The sequence below is a fragment of the Idiomarina abyssalis genome (genome assembly GCF_019797805.1).
GTDB lineage: Bacteria > Pseudomonadota > Gammaproteobacteria > Enterobacterales > Alteromonadaceae > Idiomarina > Idiomarina abyssalis.
Genome location: NZ_CP081832.1, coordinates 447,327 through 469,796 on the forward strand (window position 1 = coordinate 447,327; position 22,470 = coordinate 469,796).

Sequence of the window (22,470 nt, forward strand, 5' to 3'; positions counted from 1 at the left end):
CCGCTTCGGCGGTTTTTTTGTGTCTGATATTCAGTAGCCTGTTGTTCACATCAGGTGAGATATCCTGGCTTGCAGGTGGTCTGTTTATAGTCTATATTTAGACTGTTCAGTCGGGAGAGATCTATGCAGATAAAAACCATTAGTTACATTAAGCAAAATGCGGCGTCACTGAATGTCGAAGAGCCTATTGTTGTCACTCAGGGTGGAAATCCGGTATACCGTATTGAGTCAGAAGCCAGCGCTCGACAGAGAGACGAAGCTATCGCGACACTTAAATTGATGAATCTGGCTGAGCGGGATATTCGAAATCAGAATCTTCTATCTCTTAGCGAAGCAAGAGAAAGGCTAGAGCGTGAACTCAGTACAAAGAAGTTTGAGCTTTAGTCCTCAGTTATGAACTACGATGTTCATTTTACGGAGCTCAGTTATAAGACTCTGGCTGTTTTAACCCGCTATATGGAATCTTTTCTGGGCCAGGAAGAAGCTATTAGATTAGGTCATCAACTTCTTGATTTCGCCACCAATAAACTCGGCGATAACCCTTTGCAATTCCCCATTTCTCATGAACTTGAGACGTTAGGTATCACTGACTATCGAGTAATGCTAGTAGATAATTATAAGATCTTATTTCGTCTGGATGAGAAAGATAAAACGAGTTACGTCATGGCCTTTCTTCGACAGAAACAGAATACCCAAGAGCTGGTTTACCAGATAACGATTTTGTAGTGAGATCTCTGCGCAATAAAACTGATACGTCATTGTTCTGTGTTGGTCAGCGGTGTGTTCGTAAGTCGATAGGGCAGGTTTTTCACTTGTGAGCGTTATGAGTGTTGAGTACTTCTGTGGCGGAGTGTCGAAGGCCATGGATGGCCTTCGTCAAGCCCTCATGGATGAGCTCGTAGCGTCTCCGTCACAGAAGTACTCAATGCTCAAGCGAAATAAGTGAAAAACCTGCCCCTACCTGATAGCGGGAGTTCTGTTCTATTTCTGTTCAGCAATCCAGTCGTTGATGTGCTGCTCGAGTACTTTCAGTGGCACGCTGCCGTTTTCCAGTACTGCATCGTGGAATTCACGAATGTCGAACTTATCACCCAACTGCTGTTCTGCTTCGTTGCGTAAACGCTTAATAGTCAGTTCGCCAAGCTTGTATGAAAGCGCTTGGGCAGGCCAGGTAATGTAACGGTCAATTTCGGTTTTCACGTTATGCAGTGACAACGCGGTGTTGTTGGCCATAAAGTCCATTGCGCGTTCACGACTCCAGCCTTTGGCATGCATACCCGTATCCACCACTAAGCGTGCCGCCCGCCACATTTCATAGCTTAAACGTCCAAAGTTGCTGTAAGGGTCTTCATAAAAACCCGCTTCCAGCCCTAAGTACTCAGAATACAGACCCCAGCCTTCACCGAAAGCTGAAATGTAGGTCTGCTGACGGTATTCCGGCAAGTCTTCTAACTCACCCGCAATCGCGTTTTGTAAATGATGACCCGGTACCGCTTCGTGCAGCGTCAGCGCTTCCATCTGGTAAAGCGGACGGCGGTCTAACGCGTAGGTATTCACCCAATAAAAACCAGCGCGGTCATCGCGGTTGGTACCTGAATAGCGGCCGGTTGTGTATTTCGGTGCTATCTCAGCCGGAACCGGAGCTATGCCATAAGGTTTACGCGGCAGGGTTTTGAAAAGCTTAGGCAGTTCACCGTCCATTTTCTTCGCTATCCAGGCTGCGTACTGTAGCAACTCTTCTGCTGTTTCCGGATAGAACTGGTCGTCGGTACGTAAAAACTCAACAAACTCGTCAAAGTCACCATCGAAGCCGGTTGCTTCAATGGCTTCCAGCATTTCACCGCGAATGCGAGCAACTTCCTGCAGACCAATTTCATGAATTTCGTCAGCGGTCATATTCAGCGTGGTGTAATGCTTAATACGGTTCTGATAAAAGTCGTCCCCATTGGGTAGCTCGCTGGCACCAATGCTTTCACGTGCACTCGGCAAGTACTCGGTAACCATAAAGGTAAAGTAGTCGTCGTAAGCTGGCATCACCTGGTCATCAATAGCGGTTAATGCATCGCTTTTAAGTTGCTCCCATTGTTCGCTATCAACAAAGCCCGGCTGGTGTGCAAAAGGAGAGAAGTAAACGCTGTCTTTAGCATCCTGCACAATGTAAGCCAGTATACTTTCTTCAAAACCGGCCATAGCGGCTGCAGGCTGGGTGTAACCTTCTTCAATCGCTTTACGCAACCAATGAGTCTGCTGCTCCATGTAACGAGGAATTGAGCGCAGTTTTGCTATGTAATTCTGGTAGTCTTCCGCCGATGAAAATGACGTATAAGAAGGCATGAAAGCTAAAGAGCTGTGAAAGCTACCTTCTGCGGTCAATGGCATATAGTGCGCATTAAAGCGGTACTCATCGACCTTGTTCTTTAAGGTGTAGTGAATCATTGCATGGTTTATCTGGTCATCCCGGCTTAGCTCGTTAAGGTTAACGGCGTTCAGCTGTTCAAGCCACTCAAAGCGTTGTTGGTAACGTTGCTCTAAGGCTTCCGGTGACATATCGGTCAGCTCGGTTTCGCTGGACTCATTCAGTCCTTCCCAGATAGTGTCAGCCAACTGATGAAACTCAGCAGCCGGAGTCTGTTGTTGAGCACTGCTACGCTGAGTTTGATTGTCTGCCGTGCTCGCACAGGCAGTCAGTCCAAGCAAACCAAAAATAAGTATCAGATTGCGCATGATTTTTCCTTGCGGTGTCATAACGAATACAGGCATTCTATAATGCCTCGTGCGCTATTTAATGTAAAAGCGAATAGAACGAACACACAAAAATAACAGTTAAACGGGAGAATAGGGTGGATAAAGCTCAGTCAGGAGTCTACGCGGAACCTAATCTGCATGGTCTGACGTTGTTTTGTCATGTCATGAGCGACGACGTTGAAAGTTTACGCCGTAAACTGGCTCGCTTTCCAGCCATTTTACGCGATCTTGACGCCCGCTTCTCAGAAGCCATGTTAACAGGCTTTGTCGGCATAGGCGCCGATTACTGGGACATTCTTTACCCACACAAGAAGCCACTTCACTTGCAGGCTTTCCCCGAACTTTCCGACGGCGACCGGGAAGCACCAAGGCACCCTTATGATCTCATCATTCAAATTCGTTGTGACCGCTTCGACGCTAACTACCTTGCCGGGCGCACATTAATTGAATGGTTTGGTTATGACATTGAAGTGGTCGAGCAAATTCGTTCCTTCCGTTATCTCGACGGCCGCGACTTGACCGGTTTTATCGATGCGCCTGACAACCCCAGAGGCATGAGCAAACGTAAGGTGGCATTAGTAGAAGAAAAAGACGATGCCGACTTTGTGGATGGCAGTTATTTGTTCGTACAAAAGTTTCGTCACGACTTACGCCGCTGGGACTACCTGGGCCCGGAAAAACAAGAGCAACTCATGGGGCGTGAAAAAGTCTCAGGCGAACGTTTATCCGAAGCTAAAATTGAAGGTGTTACACATGCAGCCAAAAGTCGTCTAGTGGACGGCAATGAACAACCCATTCCTTTACTGCGGCAGAATATGCCCTGGGGTGACCTGCGCGAACAGGGGCTGCTCGCTATGTATTTTAGTCACACACCGAAAATGGTGGTGCAGTGGCTTAAAAATCGATATTACGCCGACGAACAAGGGGCCTACGACCCCTTACTGGATTATTCGCAAGCGGTATCCAACTGCGGCTTTTTTGTTCCTTCAATGCGTTTTATGGAAGACAACAAAGAAGTAGCGGATCAGGAAGAAGGTAATACCGCCTGACTGGCAAATAACTCCCGAACCTTTTTCAGAGTAAAGTCGATATCAGCAACCTTAAGTGGTGCGATAAAAATAGTGTCGTCGCCGGCTATCGTACCAAGCACACCTTCTTTTTTACCCACCGAATCAAGCAAGCGGGCAATCAACTGAGCCGCCCCCGGGCTGGTGCGAATAATCACCATGACATCATTGTGCTGAATATCCAGTACAAGCTGGCTTAATGGTGCCTTAGTGGAAGGCACCGCTAAGTCGGGCGGTAAGCAGTACACCATTTCCTGCTTTGCATTGCGGGTACGAACCGCGCCTTGCTTACTCAACATGCGCGAGACTTTAGACTGGCTAATGTTATCAAAGCCCTCGTCTTTCAAGGCATTAACAATTTCTCCCTGTGAGCCATAACGCTCTTCGCGAAGAAGGGTTTTAAAAGCTTCGAGTAACGTGTCTTGCACCATGAGAGAGTTCAATTCCTATACTGGTTACATGCTATAATAATCCCCAGTGTACTGCATATAGATGCGCTATTCGAGTGCTGAATGTGTACCGCGCAAAGTTGTATTTTTAGTGATATTGGAGTACAGTTTTGCGCCAAATTCTGCATTTTTATGCAGTTAAAATTGACTAACAAAAACGGAGTCTGAGATGAAAGTAGCCGTATTAGGTGCGGCCGGTGGTATCGGCCAGGCATTGTCATTACTTCTGAAAACCCAGTTACCAGCAGGTTCAGAATTATCGCTGTATGACGTTGCGCCAGTAGTTCCAGGTGTAGCGGTTGACTTAAGTCATATCCCTACCGACGTGAAAGTAACAGGCTTCGGTAAAGATGATCTTGCGTCAGCATTAGTTGGCAGCGACATCGTATTAATTCCTGCCGGCGTACCTCGTAAGCCAGGTATGGATCGCTCTGACCTGTTCAACATGAACGCCGGCATCGTTAAAAACTTAGTACAAGGCGTTGCAGACAACTGCCCTGACGCTTGTGTTGGAATCATCACCAACCCGGTAAACACCACAGTACCAATTGCTGCCGAAGTCCTGAAAAAAGCAGGCTGCTACGACAAGCGTAAACTGTTCGGTGTTACTACTCTGGACGTTATCCGTTCAGAAGCATTCGTTGGCGAGCTACGTGGTCTGAACCCTGAAAACGTAAACGTGCCAGTTATTGGTGGCCACAGCGGCACAACCATTCTGCCATTGCTGTCACAAGTTGAAGGCGTTGAGTTTACTGAGCAAGAAATCAAAGACTTAACTCACCGTATCCAGAACGCAGGTACTGAAGTCGTTGAAGCAAAAGCCGGCGGCGGTTCAGCAACCCTTTCTATGGGTCAGGCAGCAGCACGCTTTGCATTGTCATTGCTGAAAGGCCTGCAAGGTCAGGACACTATTGAGTGCACTTACGTAGAAGGCCCAGGCGACAACGCTAAGTTCTTCGCACAGCCAGTACGCTTAGGCAAAAATGGCGCCGAAGAAATTCTGTCTTACGGCAAACTTAGTGCCTTTGAACAAAAATGCATGGACGAAATGCTCGACGGCCTGAAAGGCGACATCCAAAAAGGCATCGACTTCGCCAGCTAAGCTTTCAGTAATCCGCTCTTGAAAATATTGGGGCAGGCCAGCATTGGCTGGCCATTGCAGGTTATCTTTCGAAAGACGCCTGCAAGTACGTCCCTGTAAGGCTTGGGCAGCGCCATCCTTGGCGCTGCACACTTTCTCCAGATAACCCGCAATGGCGTATCGCCAATACTGACCAACCCCAATATCTGCATGCTACTTGCTGAAAGGTATGTAGTCAGGAGCTATGTTTGGACTTTCCACCTGATGTGAATATCAGGCTACCTCCAGATAACCCGCAATGACTTTTCGCCAATACTGATCTTCCCCAATATTTTTCCAGCTAGATGTACGCTCAAATGTTCCAATTGATACACAGTGTTAGCTTTTTAATTATCAGGCTAGAAGATGGTTAAAAGGGGCAGGCTGTTGGATTGTGAGCGTTACGAGTGTTGAAGGTTTCTATGGCGGAGTGTCGAAGGCCATGGATGGCCTTCGTCAAGCCCTCATGGATGAGCTCGTAGCGTCTCCGCCATAGAAACCTTCAATGCTCAAGCGAAGCAAGCCAACAGCCTGCCCCCCCAAGACATTTCTTACGCCACCCGGTCCACTGCCAGGTGGGTTAGGGTGAGAAGGGCTTGTTTGTAGTCGGAGTCCGGGAGATCGCTTAATGACTGGCGCGCTTGTTCGGCGGCTTCTAAAGCTTTATCGCGGGTGTATTGCAAAGCTCCCGTTCGTTCCATAGCCGTAAGCACGGTTTGTAAGTGCTCACGTCCGTCGCCTTGTTCAATGGCTTCGCGAATCAGCTTTTGCTCGGTTTCGTTGCCGTGCCACATGGCGTATAACAACGGCAGTGTGGGCTTACCTTCTGCTAAGTCATCACCGGCATTTTTGCCCATAGATTCGCTGTCGGCGGTGTAATCCAGTAAATCGTCCACCAACTGAAACGCGGTACCCAGGTAACGACCGTAATCGGCCAGTTGCTGCGTTACTTTTTCGTCCTGTGCGGTTAATACGCCGGCCAGCTCAGTTGCGGCTTCAAACAGCTTGGCGGTTTTTCCGTAAATGACATTGAAGTAGCTGGCTTCTGAGGTATCGGGGTCGTTACAGTTCATTAACTGCAGTACTTCACCTTCAGAAATAACGTTGGTGGCATCCGCTAAAATCCGCAGAATCCGCAGTGAGTCTAAATCGACCATTAGCTGAAAAGCGCGGGTATAAAGGAAGTCACCCACCAGCACGCTGGCTTCATTACCGAACACCGCATTAGCGGTTTTACGTCCACGGCGAAGCTCCGACTCGTCGACGACATCGTCGTGCAGCAGGGTCGCGGTATGAATAAACTCGATAATTGTCGCTAGTTTGCGGTGGTCGTTACCTTCATAACCCAGGGCTCGGCAAGCTAATATGGCAAGCAGTGGGCGTAAGCGTTTACCACCACTGTTGACAATATAGAGGCCTAACTGGTTAATTAAGGCAACATCCGATTGAAGTTGTTCACCTATTAAAGCATTTACGCCAAGCATATCGTCTTTGGCTAATGCGTTAATGGACTGCATATCCATCATAGATATCTGTTTATTTACAAAATTTAACGGAAAAGGGATGGTACACTATTTAAGGCGGCGCGGAAACTCAAAGCGCGGCAGATGGCGTAGCCTTTAAGTTCAAATAAAGGGTTGCGATCGCTGGCGGGATTACGTACAATTCGCGCCCTGATTTGAATTTGGATGCCCAATAGGGTTGTGGAGAATAATATGTACGCAGTATTCCAAAGTGGCGGTAAGCAGCACCGTGTGTCTGAAGGCCAAATCGTCCGCCTGGAAAAACTGGAAGCAGCTACCGGTGATGTAGTTGAATTCGACCAGGTTTTGATGGTTTCTGACGGCAACGATGTAAACATCGGTGCTCCGTTCGTATCCGGTGGTAAAGTGAAAGCGGAAGTGATTGATCACGGTCGTGGCGATAAAATTAAAATCGTTAAGTTCCGTCGTCGTAAGCACTCTCGTCGTCAACAAGGCCATCGTCAGTGGTTCACGGAAGTGAAAATCACTGGTATCAACAGCTAATTAAGGAGTAACGACATGGCACATAAAAAGGCTGGTGGTTCTACTAAAAACGGTCGCGACTCAGAGAGTAAACGTCTCGGTGTTAAGCGCTTCGGTGGTGAGTCTGTATTAGCAGGCAACATCCTGGTTCGTCAACGTGGTACTAAGTTCCACGCGGGAGCGAACGTAGGTATTGGTAAAGACCATACATTGTTTGCAACCTCAGAAGGCAAAGTGTCTTTTGAAGTGAAGGGCAGCAAAAACCGTAAATTTGTGAGCGTTATTACTGACTAATAACGTGAACATAAACTGAAAAGTTTCGGTTCTGAAAGCCCTGCCTTACGGCGGGGCTTTTTCATATGTGCTAGAATTTTGCACAGTATTCTCTAAGTGATAAGTAGCAAATTGCGATGAAATTCGTTGATGAAGTAGAAGTCCGCGTAGATGCGGGTGACGGCGGTAATGGTTGTATCAGTTTCCGTCGCGAGAAGTACATTCCCAAAGGTGGTCCCGACGGTGGTGACGGCGGCGATGGTGGCGATGTCTACCTGCAAGCCGATGAAAACCTGAATACCCTTATCGACTATCGTTTTGAGCGCTTCCATAAAGCGGAGCGTGGGCAAAATGGTATGGGTAAAAACTGTACGGGTAAACGCGGTAGCGATATTGTGCTGCCGGTTCCTCCGGGTACTCGCGCTACCGACGTCGACACCGGCGAAGTTCTTGGCGATTTGACGCAACATGGTCAGCGGTTAATGGTCGCCAAAGGCGGCTTCCATGGTTTAGGTAATACACGTTTTAAAAGCAGTGTGAACCGTGCTCCTCGGCAGAAAACCGATGGTACTCCGGGTGAAGTACGCTCATTAAAGCTTGAACTCATGTTGCTGGCCGACGTGGGCTTACTGGGTATGCCAAACGCCGGTAAATCGACCTTTATTCGTTCGGTTTCAGCGGCGCGTCCTAAAGTAGCGGACTACCCCTTTACCACGTTAATACCTAATTTGGGGGTTGTGCGTCCGGCACCACATCAAAGTTTCGTTATTGCCGATATCCCGGGTCTTATCGAAGGTGCCGCTGAAGGCGCTGGCCTGGGTATTCGCTTCCTGAAACACCTGGAGCGTTGTCGTTTACTGCTGCATTTGGTGGACTTAGCACCTTTTGATGAGACCGACCCTGCAGAGCAGGCACGTATCATCATCAATGAACTGGAAAAATACAGTCCTAAACTGGCAGAAAAACCGCGCTGGCTGGTCATCAATAAAGTCGACTTACTGCTGGACGAAGAAGTTCAGGAAAAAGTTGATGAGCTGGTTAAAGCGCTGGACTGGGACGGCCCGGTATTCCAAATTGCGGCGTTAGAAGGACGCGGCAGTGATGCTCTTTGTCGTGAGGTTATCTCGTACCTTGAGACCTTACCTGCACCTAGCACGGAACAACAGGAAGAAGCCGATCCAGTTGAGTTTATGTGGGATACCTACCACGAAGAAGTGCTGGAAGAAGAGCAGGATGACGAAGACGACGACGATGATGACGATCACGACGTCGAAGTTATTTATCAGAAGTAGCCTGACATTTATGTCAGGTGGGATATTGTTTCCTGGCGTAAACGTCAGGCTACGTATTAAGGGTATCGCCGAATGAAAATCTCACTTGTGGTTGCAATGGCAGATAACCGGGTTATCGGCAAAGACAATAAAATGCCATGGCATCTTCCGGATGAGTTGCAGTATTTCAAAAAAATTACTTTGGGTAAGCCAATTGTTATGGGTCGACGAACCTTTGAATCAATTGGCCGACCTTTACCCGGGCGCAAAAATATCGTTCTAAGCCGTCGAACGGATCGTTCGGAAAATCAGGACAGTCAGGTCATCTGGGTATCTGGTGTGCAACAAGCTATTGCGGCTGCAGGGCCGGTTGATGAACTTATGGTCATTGGTGGAGGAAAAATTTATGAAAAATTTTTACCGCTCGCAGACCGCCTATATGTTACTAAAATAGATCTAAATGTTGAGGGCGATACCTATTTTCCCGACTATCTCCAAGTCGCTGATTGGCAAGAGGTAGAGCGGCAAAACTTTGCCGCCGACGAGCGTAATTCACATAACTTCAGTACCCTTATTTTCGACAGGAAACGTTAATAAGAAGTTATAAATTCAGTAACTTACAACAATTTTAGGCCATTGCAGCAGGCTTGAGTTCGTAGTATCATCCCTGATGAATTTTTGAACAATCTTGTGATGGGGTTTTACATGAAAGCGATTGTATTAGGCACCTTGATGGCTGCTGTTGCAGCGACAGGCGCAACATTCTCAAAAAGCGCAGAAGCAAATGAATTAGCTTTGAGCTTGTGCACATACGTACAAGGTGACGACACCATGCGTATGCGTAAGAAACTGCGTGACTCTCGTGTCCGTGTACGTGATATCTACAGCGGCATCCAGTGTAATGGACAAAGCTTACTGCAATTCGCAATGGCGAACGGCTCACAAGAAATTGGTAGCTTCATCGTTGGTCGTCTGTCAGTAGATGAACTGCAAAGCTCAGGCGACTACGAGTGGGCTCAGTCTAACGGTCATGGCGACACTGCCATCGCTCAGGCAATTAAAGAACGCGCTGGCTTTTAATTAAAAGACTTATTGCGTATTTCAAGAGCCCGCAAACGCTGTTTGCGGGCTTTTTTACATCTTCTAACAATTCAATCAGTAACTTACCTTGTAATTCTTCCCCGTTCTCTACGACAATAGATCCGTTACGCAAACAAACGGAATCGTTATGAAACAATGGATGGCACTAGCTTTGCCGGTACTGTTATTGGGGTTAGCTCCGCTGAGCAGTTTGGCACAGACAAAAACAACCGAAGCTGCAAGCTGTTATCTTCCCGGCGTGCAGGAACAATTGCATTGTGGAACGGTGTCAGTTCCGGAAAATTATGACCAGCCTGAAGGCAAGCATATCGGCATTTATTACGCTGTACTGCCGGCAGTTCAGGAAGGCGCCAAGGCTGATCCAATGCTTATTCTCGCAGGCGGGCCCGGGCAGGCGGCGACAGAGCTTGCGCCAATGATAGCGCGAATGTTTGAGGGAGTGCGCCAGAAGCGGGATATTCTCTTAATCGATCAACGCGGCACAGGGAAAAGTCATCCGTTGAAATGCGATATCGAGCGGCCAGATGAACTCATTCGCGCTGACGATGAGCAAGACCTTGCAGAGTTGAGCCGTGAATGCCTGAAGCAATACCCTAATACTGATACAACGCAATATCACACCGTTAATGCGGTAAAAGACTTCGAACGGGTACGTGAACATTTAGGAATTGAGCAACTGAATTTGTATGGCGGATCATACGGCACCCGGGTAGGGCTTACTTATTTGCGTGAAGCTCCAGGCTCAGTTCGTACCGCTACTTTAGATGCAATTGCACCACCTCAGGTTGTTATTGGTCCTTTTGGTCAACATGGTGCTGACGCATTTAATGCCATGTTAGAAGACTGCACAGAACAAACTGCGTGCCGTGAGAAATTTCCAAAGCTTGAACAAGAATATTATGAGGTGATGGCTGAACTTGAAGCTCAGAATATCTTATTGGAAACACGTGATCCTTTGTCCTTCGAGCCTCTCGAAATTAAACTAACACCAGGACGTTTCAGTTCCATTATGCGAGTGGCTTTATACCACCCGAATACTCGTCAGCTTTTACCTTATGCTATCCATTCTGCCGCGGCAGGAGACTACCATGCCATTCTTGGACTCATGGGCGGCACCATGTCTCAAAGCAGTATCTATTTGGGGTTGATGTTGTCGGTCGTCTGTTCTGAAGACCTACCACGAGCCACACCAGAGCTGCTTGAGCAAGACGGCGACAATCAATTTATTGGCAGTCGCACCGGCGACGCCTTTGTTGATATGTGTGCGGGTTGGCGCTCATCGAGTGTACCTGGTTACTGGTCTGATCCTGTCGTTAGCGACAAACCGGTATTGTTATTATCCGGTGAGTTAGATCCGGTAACACCGCCTGAATGGGGAGAGATTGCACACCGGACTTTGCCCAACAGTAAGCACTTAGTTGCGCCAAACGCAGGCCATACCATTGCCAGCCATACATGTGCGAATCAACTTGTTGCGGATTTTATTGAGCAGGGCTCAATCGAAAATATAGATGGCAGTTGCTTAACTAAGCAGAGTCTTAAGCCTTTCGTACTGAACCAAAATGCAGCGGGGCTATAAGGGATGATAAACGTAGATGCACTAACAAAAACATTTAAAAATGTGCAAGCGCTGGATTCGCTCTCGTTTCAGGCAAAAGACGGTGAAATTACCGGGCTCCTTGGCCCTAATGGCGCCGGTAAAACCACTTGTTTGCGTATTATTTACGGATTACTGCAGGCCGATACCGGTAAAGCTGAAATTGAAGGTGTCGATGCGAATCAGAACCCCATTGATGCCCGCCGTAATCTGGGCATATTTCCCGACAAATTCGGTCTTTACGAGCGTTTGACGGTACGTGAGCAAGTGGCTTACTTCGCCGGACTTCACGGTCTTACCGGTAGCAAGCAAAAGCAAGCTGTCGAACAAGTGATAGAAAAGCTCGACATCAAAGAGTTGGCCGACAGACGTACAGCCGGTTTTTCGCAAGGCCAGAGAATGAAAGTAGCGTTGGCACAGGCACTGGTGCATAGCCCTAAGCACTTGATTCTTGATGAGCCCAGCCGCGGACTGGACGTAATGAGTACCCGTATTTTACGAGACGTGCTGCGCGAGCAGCGTGCGCAGGGTACCTGCATTCTGTTTTCCAGCCACGTAATGCAGGAAGTTGCAGCACTTTGTGACCGCGTGGTGGTTATGGCAAACGGCAAAGTTGCCGCAGAAGGAACCCCACAAGAGCTGTGCGACATGACAGGCGAGCCACAACTGGAAGATGCCTTCGTGAAGATAATTGGTACTGACGAGGGGATAGCAGCCTGATGAGTGCATTAACCTCTGTATGGAAAAAAGAATTTCGTGATGCAATTCGAGACAAGCGTTCCGTTCTGGCAGCTATGTCTTATGCTTTTTTCGGACCACTGTTAATGGCCGTGGCATTCTTTTTTCTGATTACGCAACTGACCGATAAAGCCGACATTGAAATTACTATTGAAGGTGAAGAAAACGCACCACAACTGGTTGATTTTCTTAATGAACGAGGCGTCGTCCAGAAGCAGGGTGAATGGGCAAAAACCGAAACGCCTATAGTCCTTACTTTGCCTGAAAACTGGCAGGAAAGCGTTCGTAAAGCAGAACCAGTAGAAGTGACTTTACGGGCAGACTGGTCCGCACAAAAACAGCAAACCGATATTAAGCGAGTAGAGCAGGCAGTGCAGGCTTATTCAAGCCAAATAGCCGCATACCGTTTAACACTGCGCGGCGTCGACCCACGCGTGATTCAGCCGGTACAACTGCAGAAACAGGACCTGGCAACCCGTGGCTCAAAGGCGGCTCTGATCATGGGCAGTGTGCTGGTCTTTATTATTCTGTCCGTGTTCTGGTCCGGCATGAACGTCGCCATAGACATTAGTGCAGGTGAACGCGAGCGTAACTCACTGGAGTTTCTGCTGAGTCAGCCACTAAGTACCTGGGATATAGTGACCGGTAAAGCACTGACTGCAACAACCTTCTCATTGTTCGGGGCAATACTGTCACTGGTACTTATTCCCATTATTTTTGCCTACGTGCCACTGCATGAAATTGGCATGAATGTGAATTTCAGTGTCGGTATGATGGCGTTAATGTTCATACTGCTGGTGCCGTTAGCTCTCTTTGCTACCGCGTTGCAGTTGTTCGTGTCCTTCCGGGCGAAGAACTTCAAAGAAGCACAAACCTACATCAGCTTCTTGCTGATCATTCCAATGGCAGCTTCTTTTGGTGTGGAATTCGCACGCCTTAAAAATCCTATCCTCTATTACCTTCCGCTAACCGGTCAGCATCAGGCATTTCTGTCACTGATACGCGGCGAAAACGTAAATGTCATGGGAACGGTCATCAGCGCAATTGCCACCCTGGCAGCCGCACTGCTGCTCATGAAATACATAGCCCGAATGCTCAAAAGCGAAAAAATCGTCTTCGGCCTGTAGCTGAGGAGAATAGCGAGCGCTGAGGTTACAAGGGCTATTGTGGAGGACGCCCGTAAATACATCCCTGTAGGGCTTGGGCAGCGCCATCCATGGCGCTGCACACCTCCACAATAGCCCTGTGTAACCGTTGGGCGCGCTCGCTATCTTCCGCTTCAGATAAGAAGCGACTTAAGCCTTTATGAGAGAGTCTAAAGGGGCAGGTTGTTCACTTGTGAGCGCTACGAGTGTTGAAGGCTTCTGTGGCGGAGTGTCGAAGGCCATGGATGGCCTTCGTCAAGCCCTCATGGATGAGCTCGTCGCGTCTCCGCCACAGAAGCCTTCAATGCTCAAGCGAAACAAGTGAATAGCCTGTCCCGTCTCAGTCGAGTAGGCGGCCGTAGTGGTAGTAGAGCCATTGGCCCAGGCGGCGGAAGCGCGGCAGTGGGAAGGGCTTTAGTTGTGACTGGTAGTACGGTAGCTCGGGCAGGGGTTGTTCCATGGCGGCTTCTGCCAGTCGCTGGCCTGCTAAGGCGGTAAAGCTAACACCGGCGCCGCAGTAACCCATGCTGGCGTAGGTATTGTCTTTTACTTTGCCTATTCGCGGGTAATCGTCCAGTGATACACTAACCCAGCCACTCCAGAAGTGTTCCCATTTGTTGATATCCCGCAGTTGCGGAAAGGTCTGGTGCAGAGCCGTTAGCAGACGTTTGGCATAAACAGCATCGGCGGCATTTTTCCCCTGTATGGCACCGCGGCCGCCAAACAATAAGCGGTTATCCGGCAGTAAGCGGAAGTAGTACTTCAGTATGCGAGTATCCATTATGGCGTACTGGGGTGACAGCTTAATGCTTTCAACTTGTTCTTTACTCAGAGGTGGGGTGGTAATAATGCTCGACAGTACCGGTAGCGAGCGACTGGCAAGCTCCGGAAGTAATTGCCCTGAGGTATAGCCGTTAGAACAAACTAATAGCTTACGTGCGCGTACAGCGCCTTTAGCGGTTTGCAAATACACGCCTTTGCCGCCAAGCGACACCGCCTTTGTTACCGGGCAATGCTCAACTAACTGCGCACCGGCTGCAACGGCCCGTCGGGCGGTGGCGGCAGCTAATAACATAGGATTCAGAGCAAAGCAGTCGGTGAAGCGTAAAGCCGCATGAGCCTGCGGGCTGGAAACCAGGCTGCTCAATTGCTCGTGCGTCAGCCATTCCACCGGCTGGTTAAATTGTTTGAGCTGGTCATACTGTTTCTTTAACGGATCAATGGCGCCGGGTTTATGCGCTATTTTCAGATAACCACCGTTTTGGCGCTGACAATGCTGAGGGCACTCCTGTACCGTTTCCTCAACCAACTGCAGCGCTTTCTGGTGTTCGGCGGCAATGCCTTGCGCAACTTCGTTACCCAGGCGTTCCGCCCAGGCTGACAAGCCCAGTCGACCGGTACTTTTCATTACAAAGCCAGCATTACGGGAGGAACACCCCCAGGCTAATTGGTTAGCCTCAAACACCGCAACAGAGTGCCCGTTTTCAGCCAGAACCCGGGCTGCGTTTAAGCCAGTATACCCAGCTCCAATAACAGCAAACTCCACTTCCTCCGGCGCATCCACACACTCCGGAAAATTGGCCTGCGTATGCTGCTGCCAATAACTAGGCTCAGGAGCATCATGAGGCCCCGGAGGCGCATTAACCAAAGGATCATACATAATCACCACCTATTAAAGCAGAGAAGGACAGGTCATTCACTTGCTTCGCTTGAGCATTGAAGGCCTCTGTGGCGGAGACGCTACAAGCTCATCCATGAGGGCTTGACGAAGGCCATCCATGGCCTTCGACACTCCGCCACAGAGGCCTTCAACACTCGTAACGCTCTCAAGTGAATGACCTGTCCTTCTAGCATATCCATGTTTACGATAAATTGCTGCGATTACGTGAGATGCCGGGTAGAGAGCGCGCCCGACGGTTGCAATGGGCTATTGTGGAGGTGTGCAGCGCCATGGATGGCGCTGCCCAAGCCCTACAGGGATGTATTTACGGGCGTCCTCCACAATAGCCCATGCAACCTCAGCGCTCGCTAGTCGGAGCCTTACGTATCGAACTTCAGCAGCATTTCGCCGGCGTCGCAGTAGCAGGTGCCGTCGCACACAGGGCAATAGTAGCCGTCTTCTACTGAGGCTTTGTACCAGCGTTTTTCGTGTTGTTTAATCATTTCACCGCCGCAGCGGGTGAAATATTCATAGGCGCTGTTTTTGGGGCTTTGCATCCAAATATGCGCTAAGCCACCCTGGCAGCCCAGCTCTTTGGCTGAAGCTATGCTGCGATACAGCAACTCTTTGCCTATGCCTAAGCCACGTGCCTTTTCCGATACGGCGGCGCATTTAAAGTAGCACAGTTTGTCGGCCGGAATTGGCCAGGCGTCAGGGGTGCAAAAATCATCAATGGGCCATTGTCCGGGGGCCAGGGTAATTCTTATACCTAAAGGCGTATCGCCGCGCAGGGCTATCCAGTTCAACTGTACGTTACCAGCGGTACCGCCGGCTAAATACTGCTGAAAACTGTCTTCGTTCAGGTAGTTGTCACCATGAACTTCGTTGGCCAGATCAATAACGGCCGCCATATCGGCAGCCGTTATTTCACGATAAATGATATCGCTCATTAGTAGCGGTACTCGTCAGTCTTAAACGGACCTTCTGCATCAACGTGAATGTAGTTGGCCTGATCCGCTGTCAGCTTGGTGATAACGCCACCAAAACCCTGCACCATGTAACGCGCCACTTCTTCGTCCAGTTGCTTCGGCAGAACTTCTACGCGCAGGTATTCTTCCTGCTGCTTTTTGTCCATGTCGGCAAACTTTTGTCCAAACAAGTGAATCTGCGCCAGTACCTGGTTAGCAAAAGAGCCATCCATAATACGACTTGGGTGACCGGTTGCGTTACCTAAGTTCACCAAGCGGCCTTCGGCCAGCAGAATCAGGTAGTCGTTATCATCGTCTGAACGATAAATTTTGTGTACCTGTGGCTTAATTTCTTCCCAGCGCCAGTTTTTGCGCATAAAGGCCGTGTCAATTTCGTTATCGAAGTGGCCAATGTTGCAAACCAGAGCGGTAGGCTTAAGTGCCGCCAGCATATAACGGTCACACACGTCCATATTACCGGTTGTGGTGACAATCAGGTCGGTATTGCCCAACAAGTCGTTGTTAATGTTCTCGCCGTTACCTTTGTTGTTACCGTCAATGTAAGGAGAAACCACTTCAAAGCCGTCCATGCAAGCCTGCATAGCACAAATTGGGTCAATTTCGCTGATCTTAACAATCATGCCTTCCTGACGCAGACTTGCGGCAGAACCTTTACCCACATCACCGTAACCAACAACCAGAGCCTTTTTACCTGACAATAGGTGGTCAGTTGAGCGCTTAATGGCGTCGTTCAGCGAGTGGCGGCAACCGTATTTGTTGTCATTTTTTGACTTAGTTACGGCGTCATTCACGTTAATGGCCGGAACTTTCAAAGTGCCTTTTTCCAGCATGTCCAGCAGGCGGTGAACGCCGGTAGTGGTTTCTTCGGTAATGCCGTGTACTTTGTCCAGCATTTGTGGGAATTCGTCGTGGATCATCAGGGTTAAATCACCGCCGTCATCCAGAATCATGTTGGCATCCCACAGCTCGCCGTCTTTGTGGCAAGTTTGCTTTAAGCACCAGTCGTACTCTTCTTCGGTTTCGCCTTTCCAGGCAAATACCGGAACACCGGCAGCGGCCATAGCGGCAGCAGCGTGGTCCTGAGTAGAGAAAATATTACACGACGACCAGCGTACTTCTGCGCCCAGCTCAAGCAAGGTTTCAATCAGCACAGCTGTTTGAATGGTCATATGGATACAACCAATAATGCGGGCACCGGCCAGTGGTTTGCTGTCAGCGTATTTGCGGCGGATAGTCATCAGCGCCGGCATTTCGGACTCAGCAATCGCAATTTCCTTGCGACCCCATTCTGCCAGGCTAATATCTGCAACTTTGTAGTCTTGCGAATTTTCTACACTCATAGCGACTCTCTTTTTCAGTGATCTTGTCGGTGAACTTGTAATGAGTTCAGGCGGTTTGAGCCTTCATAACACGCTCAATTAACTGCTGTTGACGCTCTTTATCCAGTCGAGCACCAAATTCGGTAACCAGTTCAGCGGCCGCGTGGCTGGCCAGACGGCCTGCGTCTTCTAACGACATATTACGGGTTAAACCGTACAGCATAGCACCTGCGAACATATCGCCGGCACCGTTGGTATCAATAGCTTTAACCGGCACCCCAGGAACATGAACCTGACGCTCACGGTTAGCAATTAAGGCGCCATCTTTGCCCAGAGTAATTGCAACCGTGTCGGCTTGCTTTAGTAATACGCTTAAAGCCGCCTGAGGATCGTCCTTACCAGTTAATAATTCTGCTTCCTCACGGTTACAGAACATTAAATCGACACCACCCTCAAGAATTTCATCAATGCCGTCGCGGAAAAACTTCACCATTGCCGGGTCAGAGCAGGTCATAACCAGTTTGGTGTTGTTATCGCGCGCCACTTTTTTAGCATGCTGAATAGCACCACGGGCAATTTCCGAGGTAATTAAATAACCTTCAATATAAAGGTAATTTGCTGCTGCAATCGCATGGTCATCAATTTCAACGGTGGACAAGTCAGCGGTAATGCCCAGGTGTGTACGCATAGTGCGTTCAGCATCCGGGGTAACCATGACCAGGCAACGACCGGTGATACCCGGGTTCTGCTGCTTTTTAAGGCTGGTTTCAATACCCACTTGCTCTAAGTCCTGACGGTAAAACATACCCGCTTCATCGTCTGCAACTTTACAACAATAATAGGCTTTTCCGCCAAACTGAGCAAAAGCCACCAGCGAGTTAGCGGCTGAGCCACCCCCACACTGCTTTTTTAATTCACCCAGTTCGCTGAGTTCGGCAATCAGAGTATTTTGAGCGTCTTCGTCAATCAGCTCCATCATGCCTTTTTTCAAATTGTGCTTTTGGAGGAAGTCATCAGTGACCTCAAACTCCTGATCCACCAGCGCATTGCCAATGCCGATTACATCAATGGTTTTCATAGTATTAAATGGTTGCCTTATTAGGGCGCGTAGTATACCCGATGAGTCGGTCAGGGTCGATAAATGAACAGAGCAAAAAGTGCAATAACCAGACAAGCAATGAAAAAGATCTGCCATTGCCATTGCCAGCGCTGCGCCCGGGGCAATAACAACTCTGCCGGACGGCCGTCAAAACGCTGTCGCGCAATACGAATTCCCTGAACTTGTATAGGCCCGCCCAGGCTTACCCGGTGACAATAACTGAAACTCTGCAACCAACTGAGCAGCACAGTCGGGAACAACGAGTTACGGTTGAGTGACTGCAGTTTGGGCTTGTTGGGCTGAAACAACGCCATAAAACGCGCTGCCAGCGACAGTAAAAACGAAGGGAAAAAGTGGCTTATGGTGTAAAGCCAGTGAGTTGCCAGACCAAAATGGCGGTAGCGAGCCTGAGCAATGGGCCATATCTGAGTCAATTCATAGACAGTACGTACACCAAGCGCTGCTAAAGGGCCGCCAATAAACCAAAAGAATAAAGGAGTGAAGCGGTGTTCTAAAATACTGGCGGCACGTAATTCCAGACTGGTTTTTGCAATGCCGTGTTCGCTGAGTAAGTCACAGTCGCGCCAGGTGACGCGGCTTAGCCAGGCGCGGGCGGCATTTTTACGACCCCGCTGTAAGTGGCTGTCCGCCAGACGCACGGCATGAGTAACGGGTTGCTGACGTAAACTGACCAATAGAATAAGCCAGCCAATGGCAAGCTCCACTTCGGCACCGGCAAAGACAATAGCCGCCGGCAGCAGCACCAGCAGCGACATGGTTAACCAGGCCAGAAAACCGGCAATACGTTGTTGGCTGACCGGGCGTCCGGGCTTGTTCACCTTGCCGCTCATGTAGGAAGCCATTAGCCGGAAAACGGCAAGTGGATGCCATTGTTCCGGCCACGGAAACCAGCGCTCTGCCAGCAATGCCAGCAGAGCGAGGGTCACAGGGGATAACAGAATGTCGTTTAAAAGCTCCGTGTTCATGCAGCTATACTGCCACGGACATGGTTAAGCGGCAATCGGCTGGTTATCTTTGTCTCTATTGGTTGGTACGGCTGCGCGAACGTGCTCGGCCTGACGAATTTTGCCATGAATGTAGTCGTGTAGCTCAGCTACACGGTAACCCGGCTTGGCTTTAAAGCGCAGGAACGGCAAGCCGGCTGCGGCCAGGGTGTTTTTCAGGAACAAGTTACGCTTCTGCTGGTTCAGCGAAGACTGTCCGGGTTCCAGTTCAATGGCAGCTTTTACCTGCATGGTGTGAATGTCGCACAGTACATAGTCAAGGATACGTTGGCTGGCTTTGTTGTGCGCGTCTTTACGGGCAGTTGCCGACAAGCCGGAACGCACGGTAACAATATCGCTTAAGCGGACTTTAGTGAAAATACGGAAATCATCGCCGACCGACTTTTCCAGCAGTGTCAAAAATTGGTCTTCCTGAGCCGTGCACAGGGTCGTATCTTTTAGTCTATAAGGGTAGGGGACGTAGTTTTCGGACATTCGGCTGGCAATAACGGCCACCGCAATTAATACAACAACAAACAACAACAAGATAATTTCCATTTTCACACCTCATCAGAAAATTGACGCTCTGTGAGGTGTGAAGCAAAAGCTGTGCCACTAATGGCTGCTTATGGAATTAATTTAAGCCGGGTTAGGCTGAATAACCACCCGGAATACCTTTGGTGGTGACACTGACAGCATCGTGTGCGTGCAACGACTCGTAGTGGTTCACCCGTAGCCAGAAGTCACGGAAGTGTGACATTTGGTTCAACTGGTGTTGTAAGCGGCGCGATGCGTCTTCACAGAACATTAGGTTTTGTCCGTTCAAACGGGCAAACTCTTGCTCATCTTCACGTTTCACTGCAGCCTGAACCGGCGTCTTCAGCGCATCTTCAACAGCGTCAATCAGTTCCACAATAGGAAAGTCAGTAACGCTCTCGCTCAATGCCACTTTAACTTCAGCAATTGAACGCTGGCTGTGTGGTGTAGCGACAATACCTTCGGTCGAACCTAACCATTCGTGCATGGTGGCTGCATCAACTTGTTCCTGACCGGCAAACTGGGCACTAAAGGCGTCTTGAATTAACTGACGCGCTAACGCTGCAGAGCACGGGCAAGTTGACGAGTAAGGCACATCAACAGACAGCTCCAGCTTTAGTTTTCCGGCATCGTAGCGACCGGCTAAGGTCACCGGGTAAGCTTTCCAGCCCTGTTTTTTGCTTATCAGCGACTTGCGGCGTAAGTGGTAGTCAAAATCAAACTTAATAAAGGCCTGATCACTGATGTCTTTATGACTTTCAATAAAGTCATTCAGCAGCTGCTTCAAAGTATCATGACTGAGTTCACCTTCGGTCGAGAGTTTGTCCAGCAATAAATACAAGCGAGACATATGGATACCCTTGGTTTTCGGGTTCTTCAGGTTGACGAAAGCTTCCACTTTAGCGGCCACAGGGCGCTCTGGTACGCCGGCGGCGGCTACCATAAGTGGAACTTCAATGTTGCTCATGCCAACCCAATCGAGGGCTCCCTCTGTCTGGGCCTGCGTTTGGTTGGCTACGTCGGGCATAACTGTTGGCATTCGTTGTGAACTCCAAGTCTCGTGAATATTGTCCGGCCAGATTGATCTTGATCAAGTTGGCTCAGTCTAAAGGTGGGCATTATATCGCAGAATTTAACCAGGTGACACCGATTGCCCTAATCGATTCTATCTGTGCACTGTGCACAGTGGTTGACTCAAAACAGGAATACGCCGAGGATAGGGTTTTGGATTGATGGAGCACACAAAGATGGCAGAAAAATCGGATATCGATACCGAACTGTTGCAACAATACCTGGATACTCTGGGTGCCGAGGGCATAAAAGCAACCCTTACAACCTTTGACGGTATTATTCAAAGCTACGCTAAGCTACTGCATCAGGCAGCTAAAGAACGCAACGAAGACGAGTTACGTAAGCAAGCACATAAAGTGAAAGGTGCCTGTAGTTCGGTCGGTTTAACGGCTCTGTCAAAAAACATGGAAAGGGTAGAGAAAGAAGACTGGGAATGGCCAGTGGCAGAACGCCTGTTAATAGAATGGGCCGATGCGGTCATTCCGCACCGGCAGCAAATTGACGCCTGGTTAGCGAAGCATCACTGAGCTTGCTGATCAACCTCACCAATAAAACGATAACCTTCACCATGGATGGTGGTAATCAGGTTTGGCGTTTCCGGGTGTGACTCGAAATGACGACGAATACGGCGAATGGCAACGTCAACTGTACGGTCATTCGGACGAAGTTCGCGGTCCAGCATACGTTTAACCAGTGTTTCGCGGTCAAGAATACGGCCCGGGTTTGACAAAAACAGCTCTAACGCGCGGTATTCACTTTTCGGCAGACGGAACATCTGGTTTTCCGGTGAGTACAGGCAGCGACTGTCGCTGTTTAAACGCCAACCGTGGAACTGGAACTCAACACTGTTGTTTTCAACCGGATTGCTTGAGCGTGAAGCTTCAATGCGACGGCACAGGTTGCGTACGCGAATAGTCAGCTCTTTCGGATTGTAAGGCTTAATGAGGTAATCATCAGCACCCAGTTCCAGAGCCAACAAGCGGTCGTCTTCGCTGTCGCGCCCGGTTAAGAAAATTAAGCCAATGTTGTCGCTTTCGCGTAATGACTCGGCAAGTTCCAGACCATTTTTGCCTGGCAGGTTAACGTCCATGATTACGACATCAACACGTTCCTGACGCATGATGTTTTCCATTTGCAGGCCATCAGCTGCATCAAAAACTTCGTAGCCTTCTTGTTGGAATAGACGGGTAAGAGTCTGGCGAGTAACAACTTCGTCTTCAACAATCAATATTCTGGCATTCATAAGCGTTGATTTTCCCGGAAAGTTCGTCGCTGTGCG

Annotated in this window: 24 protein-coding genes; 13 read left to right on the forward strand and 11 right to left on the reverse strand. The window is 49.2% G+C overall.

The features are described 5' to 3' along the window. Positions 1-123: 123 nt before the first annotated feature. Positions 124-384 (forward strand): protein kinase family protein, encoded by a 261-nt coding sequence (locus K5X84_RS02200; protein WP_054489935.1) that lies wholly within the window; start codon positions 124-126, stop codon positions 382-384. A gap of 9 nt (positions 385-393) precedes the next feature. Then, entirely contained in the window at positions 394-726 is a 333-nt protein-coding gene (locus K5X84_RS02205; protein ID WP_222236469.1) for a type II toxin-antitoxin system RelE/ParE family toxin, read from the forward strand. Between the two features lie 255 nt (positions 727-981). On the opposite strand, the gene K5X84_RS02210 is transcribed toward K5X84_RS02205, so the two are convergent. Next, complete coding sequence (locus K5X84_RS02210; RefSeq protein WP_222236470.1) at positions 982-2,724, reverse strand: DUF885 domain-containing protein; 1,743 nt, start codon at positions 2,722-2,724, stop codon at positions 982-984. Positions 2,725-2,840: 116 nt separating this feature from the next. Here K5X84_RS02210 and K5X84_RS02215 point away from each other — a divergent pair, with 116 nt between their 5' ends. Then, entirely contained in the window at positions 2,841-3,794 is a 954-nt protein-coding gene (locus K5X84_RS02215) for a Dyp-type peroxidase (protein ID WP_054489941.1), read from the forward strand. Here the strand turns inward: K5X84_RS02215 and argR are convergent. Then, a complete protein-coding gene (argR, locus tag K5X84_RS02220) occupies positions 3,770-4,243 on the reverse strand; it encodes a transcriptional regulator ArgR (protein WP_222236471.1) in 474 nt (157 codons plus the stop codon). The genes K5X84_RS02215 and argR overlap by 25 nt on opposite strands. Positions 4,244-4,430: 187 nt before the next feature. Between argR and mdh the strand changes: the two genes are divergently transcribed. Next, positions 4,431-5,363 carry a malate dehydrogenase gene (gene mdh, locus K5X84_RS02225; RefSeq protein ID WP_054489946.1) on the forward strand — a complete coding sequence of 311 codons (933 nt, stop codon included), beginning with the start codon at positions 4,431-4,433 and terminating at the stop codon, positions 5,361-5,363. Between the two features lie 569 nt (positions 5,364-5,932). Here the strand turns inward: mdh and ispB are convergent. Continuing rightward, positions 5,933-6,904, reverse strand: coding sequence for an octaprenyl diphosphate synthase (gene ispB / locus K5X84_RS02230; RefSeq protein ID WP_222236972.1), 972 nt, complete (start codon positions 6,902-6,904; stop codon positions 5,933-5,935). Positions 6,905-7,096: 192 nt separating this feature from the next. Between ispB and rplU the strand changes: the two genes are divergently transcribed. The 8 genes from rplU to K5X84_RS02270 all read left to right on the forward strand — a co-directional run bounded on the left by rplU (position 7,097) and on the right by K5X84_RS02270 (position 13,494). Beyond that, positions 7,097-7,408, forward strand: coding sequence for a 50S ribosomal protein L21 (gene rplU / locus K5X84_RS02235; protein ID WP_011233736.1), 312 nt, complete (start codon positions 7,097-7,099; stop codon positions 7,406-7,408). Positions 7,409-7,423: 15 nt separating this feature from the next. Beyond that, entirely contained in the window at positions 7,424-7,681 is a 258-nt protein-coding gene (gene rpmA / locus K5X84_RS02240) for a 50S ribosomal protein L27 (protein WP_054489947.1), read from the forward strand. A 116-nt stretch (positions 7,682-7,797) separates the two neighbouring features. Then, complete coding sequence (gene cgtA, locus K5X84_RS02245) at positions 7,798-8,952, forward strand: Obg family GTPase CgtA (RefSeq protein WP_222236473.1); 1,155 nt, start codon at positions 7,798-7,800, stop codon at positions 8,950-8,952. Between the two features lie 72 nt (positions 8,953-9,024). Next, positions 9,025-9,525, forward strand: coding sequence for a type 3 dihydrofolate reductase (gene folA, locus K5X84_RS02250; RefSeq protein ID WP_222236474.1), 501 nt, complete (start codon positions 9,025-9,027; stop codon positions 9,523-9,525). A gap of 111 nt (positions 9,526-9,636) precedes the next feature. Then, positions 9,637-10,011, forward strand: a complete 375-nt coding sequence (locus tag K5X84_RS02255) for a DUF3718 domain-containing protein (RefSeq protein WP_199493701.1) — start codon at positions 9,637-9,639, stop codon at positions 10,009-10,011. A gap of 148 nt (positions 10,012-10,159) precedes the next feature. Next, the gene (locus tag K5X84_RS02260) at positions 10,160-11,611 is read left to right on the forward strand and encodes an alpha/beta hydrolase (protein ID WP_222236476.1); all 1,452 of its coding nucleotides are present in this window, start codon (positions 10,160-10,162) and stop codon (positions 11,609-11,611) included. 3 nt (positions 11,612-11,614) lie between these two features. Next, on the forward strand, positions 11,615-12,349 hold the full coding sequence (locus K5X84_RS02265; RefSeq protein ID WP_054489956.1) for an ATP-binding cassette domain-containing protein: 735 nt from the start codon (positions 11,615-11,617) through the stop codon (positions 12,347-12,349). Further along, positions 12,349-13,494 carry an ABC transporter permease gene (locus K5X84_RS02270; RefSeq protein WP_054489958.1) on the forward strand — a complete coding sequence of 382 codons (1,146 nt, stop codon included), beginning with the start codon at positions 12,349-12,351 and terminating at the stop codon, positions 13,492-13,494. The genes K5X84_RS02265 and K5X84_RS02270 overlap by 1 nt, the downstream gene beginning before the upstream one ends. A gap of 358 nt (positions 13,495-13,852) precedes the next feature. Here the strand turns inward: K5X84_RS02270 and K5X84_RS02275 are convergent, their stop codons facing one another. The 7 genes from K5X84_RS02275 to folE2 form a co-directional block, all read right to left on the reverse strand. Then, positions 13,853-15,172: an NAD(P)/FAD-dependent oxidoreductase gene (locus K5X84_RS02275; protein WP_222236477.1), complete on the reverse strand. Its 1,320-nt coding sequence runs from the start codon at positions 15,170-15,172 to the stop codon at positions 13,853-13,855. A gap of 380 nt (positions 15,173-15,552) precedes the next feature. Further along, a complete protein-coding gene (locus K5X84_RS02280; RefSeq protein ID WP_199493704.1) occupies positions 15,553-16,122 on the reverse strand; it encodes a GNAT family N-acetyltransferase in 570 nt (189 codons plus the stop codon). Beyond that, a complete protein-coding gene (gene ahcY / locus K5X84_RS02285; protein WP_222236479.1) occupies positions 16,122-17,501 on the reverse strand; it encodes an adenosylhomocysteinase in 1,380 nt (459 codons plus the stop codon). Before ahcY ends, K5X84_RS02280 begins: the two co-directional genes overlap by 1 nt. Positions 17,502-17,547: 46 nt before the next feature. After that, positions 17,548-18,558 (reverse strand): adenosine kinase, encoded by a 1,011-nt coding sequence (locus K5X84_RS02290; RefSeq protein ID WP_054491176.1) that lies wholly within the window; start codon positions 18,556-18,558, stop codon positions 17,548-17,550. A gap of 50 nt (positions 18,559-18,608) precedes the next feature. Next, positions 18,609-19,565 carry a cobalamin biosynthesis protein CobD/CbiB gene (locus K5X84_RS02295; RefSeq protein WP_222236480.1) on the reverse strand — a complete coding sequence of 319 codons (957 nt, stop codon included), beginning with the start codon at positions 19,563-19,565 and terminating at the stop codon, positions 18,609-18,611. A gap of 24 nt (positions 19,566-19,589) precedes the next feature. Further along, positions 19,590-20,141 (reverse strand): DUF2726 domain-containing protein, encoded by a 552-nt coding sequence (locus K5X84_RS02300; protein ID WP_054491174.1) that lies wholly within the window; start codon positions 20,139-20,141, stop codon positions 19,590-19,592. Positions 20,142-20,232: 91 nt separating this feature from the next. Further along, complete coding sequence (gene folE2, locus K5X84_RS02305) at positions 20,233-21,159, reverse strand: GTP cyclohydrolase FolE2 (RefSeq protein WP_222236482.1); 927 nt, start codon at positions 21,157-21,159, stop codon at positions 20,233-20,235. A gap of 208 nt (positions 21,160-21,367) precedes the next feature. On the opposite strand from folE2, the gene K5X84_RS02310 reads away from it, so the two are divergent. Then, a complete protein-coding gene (locus K5X84_RS02310; protein WP_054491172.1) occupies positions 21,368-21,718 on the forward strand; it encodes an Hpt domain-containing protein in 351 nt (116 codons plus the stop codon). Here the strand turns inward: K5X84_RS02310 and arcA are convergent. Further along, the gene (gene arcA / locus K5X84_RS02315) at positions 21,712-22,434 is read right to left on the reverse strand and encodes a two-component system response regulator ArcA (RefSeq protein WP_054491171.1); all 723 of its coding nucleotides are present in this window, start codon (positions 22,432-22,434) and stop codon (positions 21,712-21,714) included. The genes K5X84_RS02310 and arcA overlap by 7 nt on opposite strands. Between the last annotated feature and the right edge of the window lie 36 nt (positions 22,435-22,470).

What these genes read in the sequence shown, in the direction of transcription:
- K5X84_RS02200 (WP_054489935.1), top strand. Translation starts at nt 124, where the DNA reads ATGCAGATAAAAACCATTAGTTACATTAAGCAAAATGCGGCGTCACTG.
- K5X84_RS02205 (WP_222236469.1), top strand. Translation starts at nt 394, where the DNA reads ATGAACTACGATGTTCATTTTACGGAGCTCAGTTATAAGACTCTGGCT.
- K5X84_RS02210 (WP_222236470.1), bottom strand. Translation starts at nt 2,724, where the DNA reads ATGCGCAATCTGATACTTATTTTTGGTTTGCTTGGACTGACTGCCTGT.
- argR (WP_222236471.1), bottom strand. Translation starts at nt 4,243, where the DNA reads ATGGTGCAAGACACGTTACTCGAAGCTTTTAAAACCCTTCTTCGCGAA.
- mdh (WP_054489946.1), top strand. Translation starts at nt 4,431, where the DNA reads ATGAAAGTAGCCGTATTAGGTGCGGCCGGTGGTATCGGCCAGGCATTG.
- ispB (WP_222236972.1), bottom strand. Translation starts at nt 6,904, where the DNA reads ATGGATATGCAGTCCATTAACGCATTAGCCAAAGACGATATGCTTGGC.
- rplU (WP_011233736.1), top strand. Translation starts at nt 7,097, where the DNA reads ATGTACGCAGTATTCCAAAGTGGCGGTAAGCAGCACCGTGTGTCTGAA.
- rpmA (WP_054489947.1), top strand. Translation starts at nt 7,424, where the DNA reads ATGGCACATAAAAAGGCTGGTGGTTCTACTAAAAACGGTCGCGACTCA.
- cgtA (WP_222236473.1), top strand. Translation starts at nt 7,798, where the DNA reads ATGAAATTCGTTGATGAAGTAGAAGTCCGCGTAGATGCGGGTGACGGC.
- folA (WP_222236474.1), top strand. Translation starts at nt 9,025, where the DNA reads ATGAAAATCTCACTTGTGGTTGCAATGGCAGATAACCGGGTTATCGGC.
- K5X84_RS02255 (WP_199493701.1), top strand. Translation starts at nt 9,637, where the DNA reads ATGAAAGCGATTGTATTAGGCACCTTGATGGCTGCTGTTGCAGCGACA.
- K5X84_RS02260 (WP_222236476.1), top strand. Translation starts at nt 10,160, where the DNA reads ATGAAACAATGGATGGCACTAGCTTTGCCGGTACTGTTATTGGGGTTA.
- K5X84_RS02265 (WP_054489956.1), top strand. Translation starts at nt 11,615, where the DNA reads ATGATAAACGTAGATGCACTAACAAAAACATTTAAAAATGTGCAAGCG.
- K5X84_RS02270 (WP_054489958.1), top strand. Translation starts at nt 12,349, where the DNA reads ATGAGTGCATTAACCTCTGTATGGAAAAAAGAATTTCGTGATGCAATT.
- K5X84_RS02275 (WP_222236477.1), bottom strand. Translation starts at nt 15,172, where the DNA reads ATGTATGATCCTTTGGTTAATGCGCCTCCGGGGCCTCATGATGCTCCT.
- K5X84_RS02280 (WP_199493704.1), bottom strand. Translation starts at nt 16,122, where the DNA reads ATGAGCGATATCATTTATCGTGAAATAACGGCTGCCGATATGGCGGCC.
- ahcY (WP_222236479.1), bottom strand. Translation starts at nt 17,501, where the DNA reads ATGAGTGTAGAAAATTCGCAAGACTACAAAGTTGCAGATATTAGCCTG.
- K5X84_RS02290 (WP_054491176.1), bottom strand. Translation starts at nt 18,558, where the DNA reads ATGAAAACCATTGATGTAATCGGCATTGGCAATGCGCTGGTGGATCAG.
- K5X84_RS02295 (WP_222236480.1), bottom strand. Translation starts at nt 19,565, where the DNA reads ATGAACACGGAGCTTTTAAACGACATTCTGTTATCCCCTGTGACCCTC.
- K5X84_RS02300 (WP_054491174.1), bottom strand. Translation starts at nt 20,141, where the DNA reads ATGGAAATTATCTTGTTGTTGTTTGTTGTTGTATTAATTGCGGTGGCC.
- folE2 (WP_222236482.1), bottom strand. Translation starts at nt 21,159, where the DNA reads ATGCCAACAGTTATGCCCGACGTAGCCAACCAAACGCAGGCCCAGACA.
- K5X84_RS02310 (WP_054491172.1), top strand. Translation starts at nt 21,368, where the DNA reads ATGGCAGAAAAATCGGATATCGATACCGAACTGTTGCAACAATACCTG.
- arcA (WP_054491171.1), bottom strand. Translation starts at nt 22,434, where the DNA reads ATGAATGCCAGAATATTGATTGTTGAAGACGAAGTTGTTACTCGCCAG.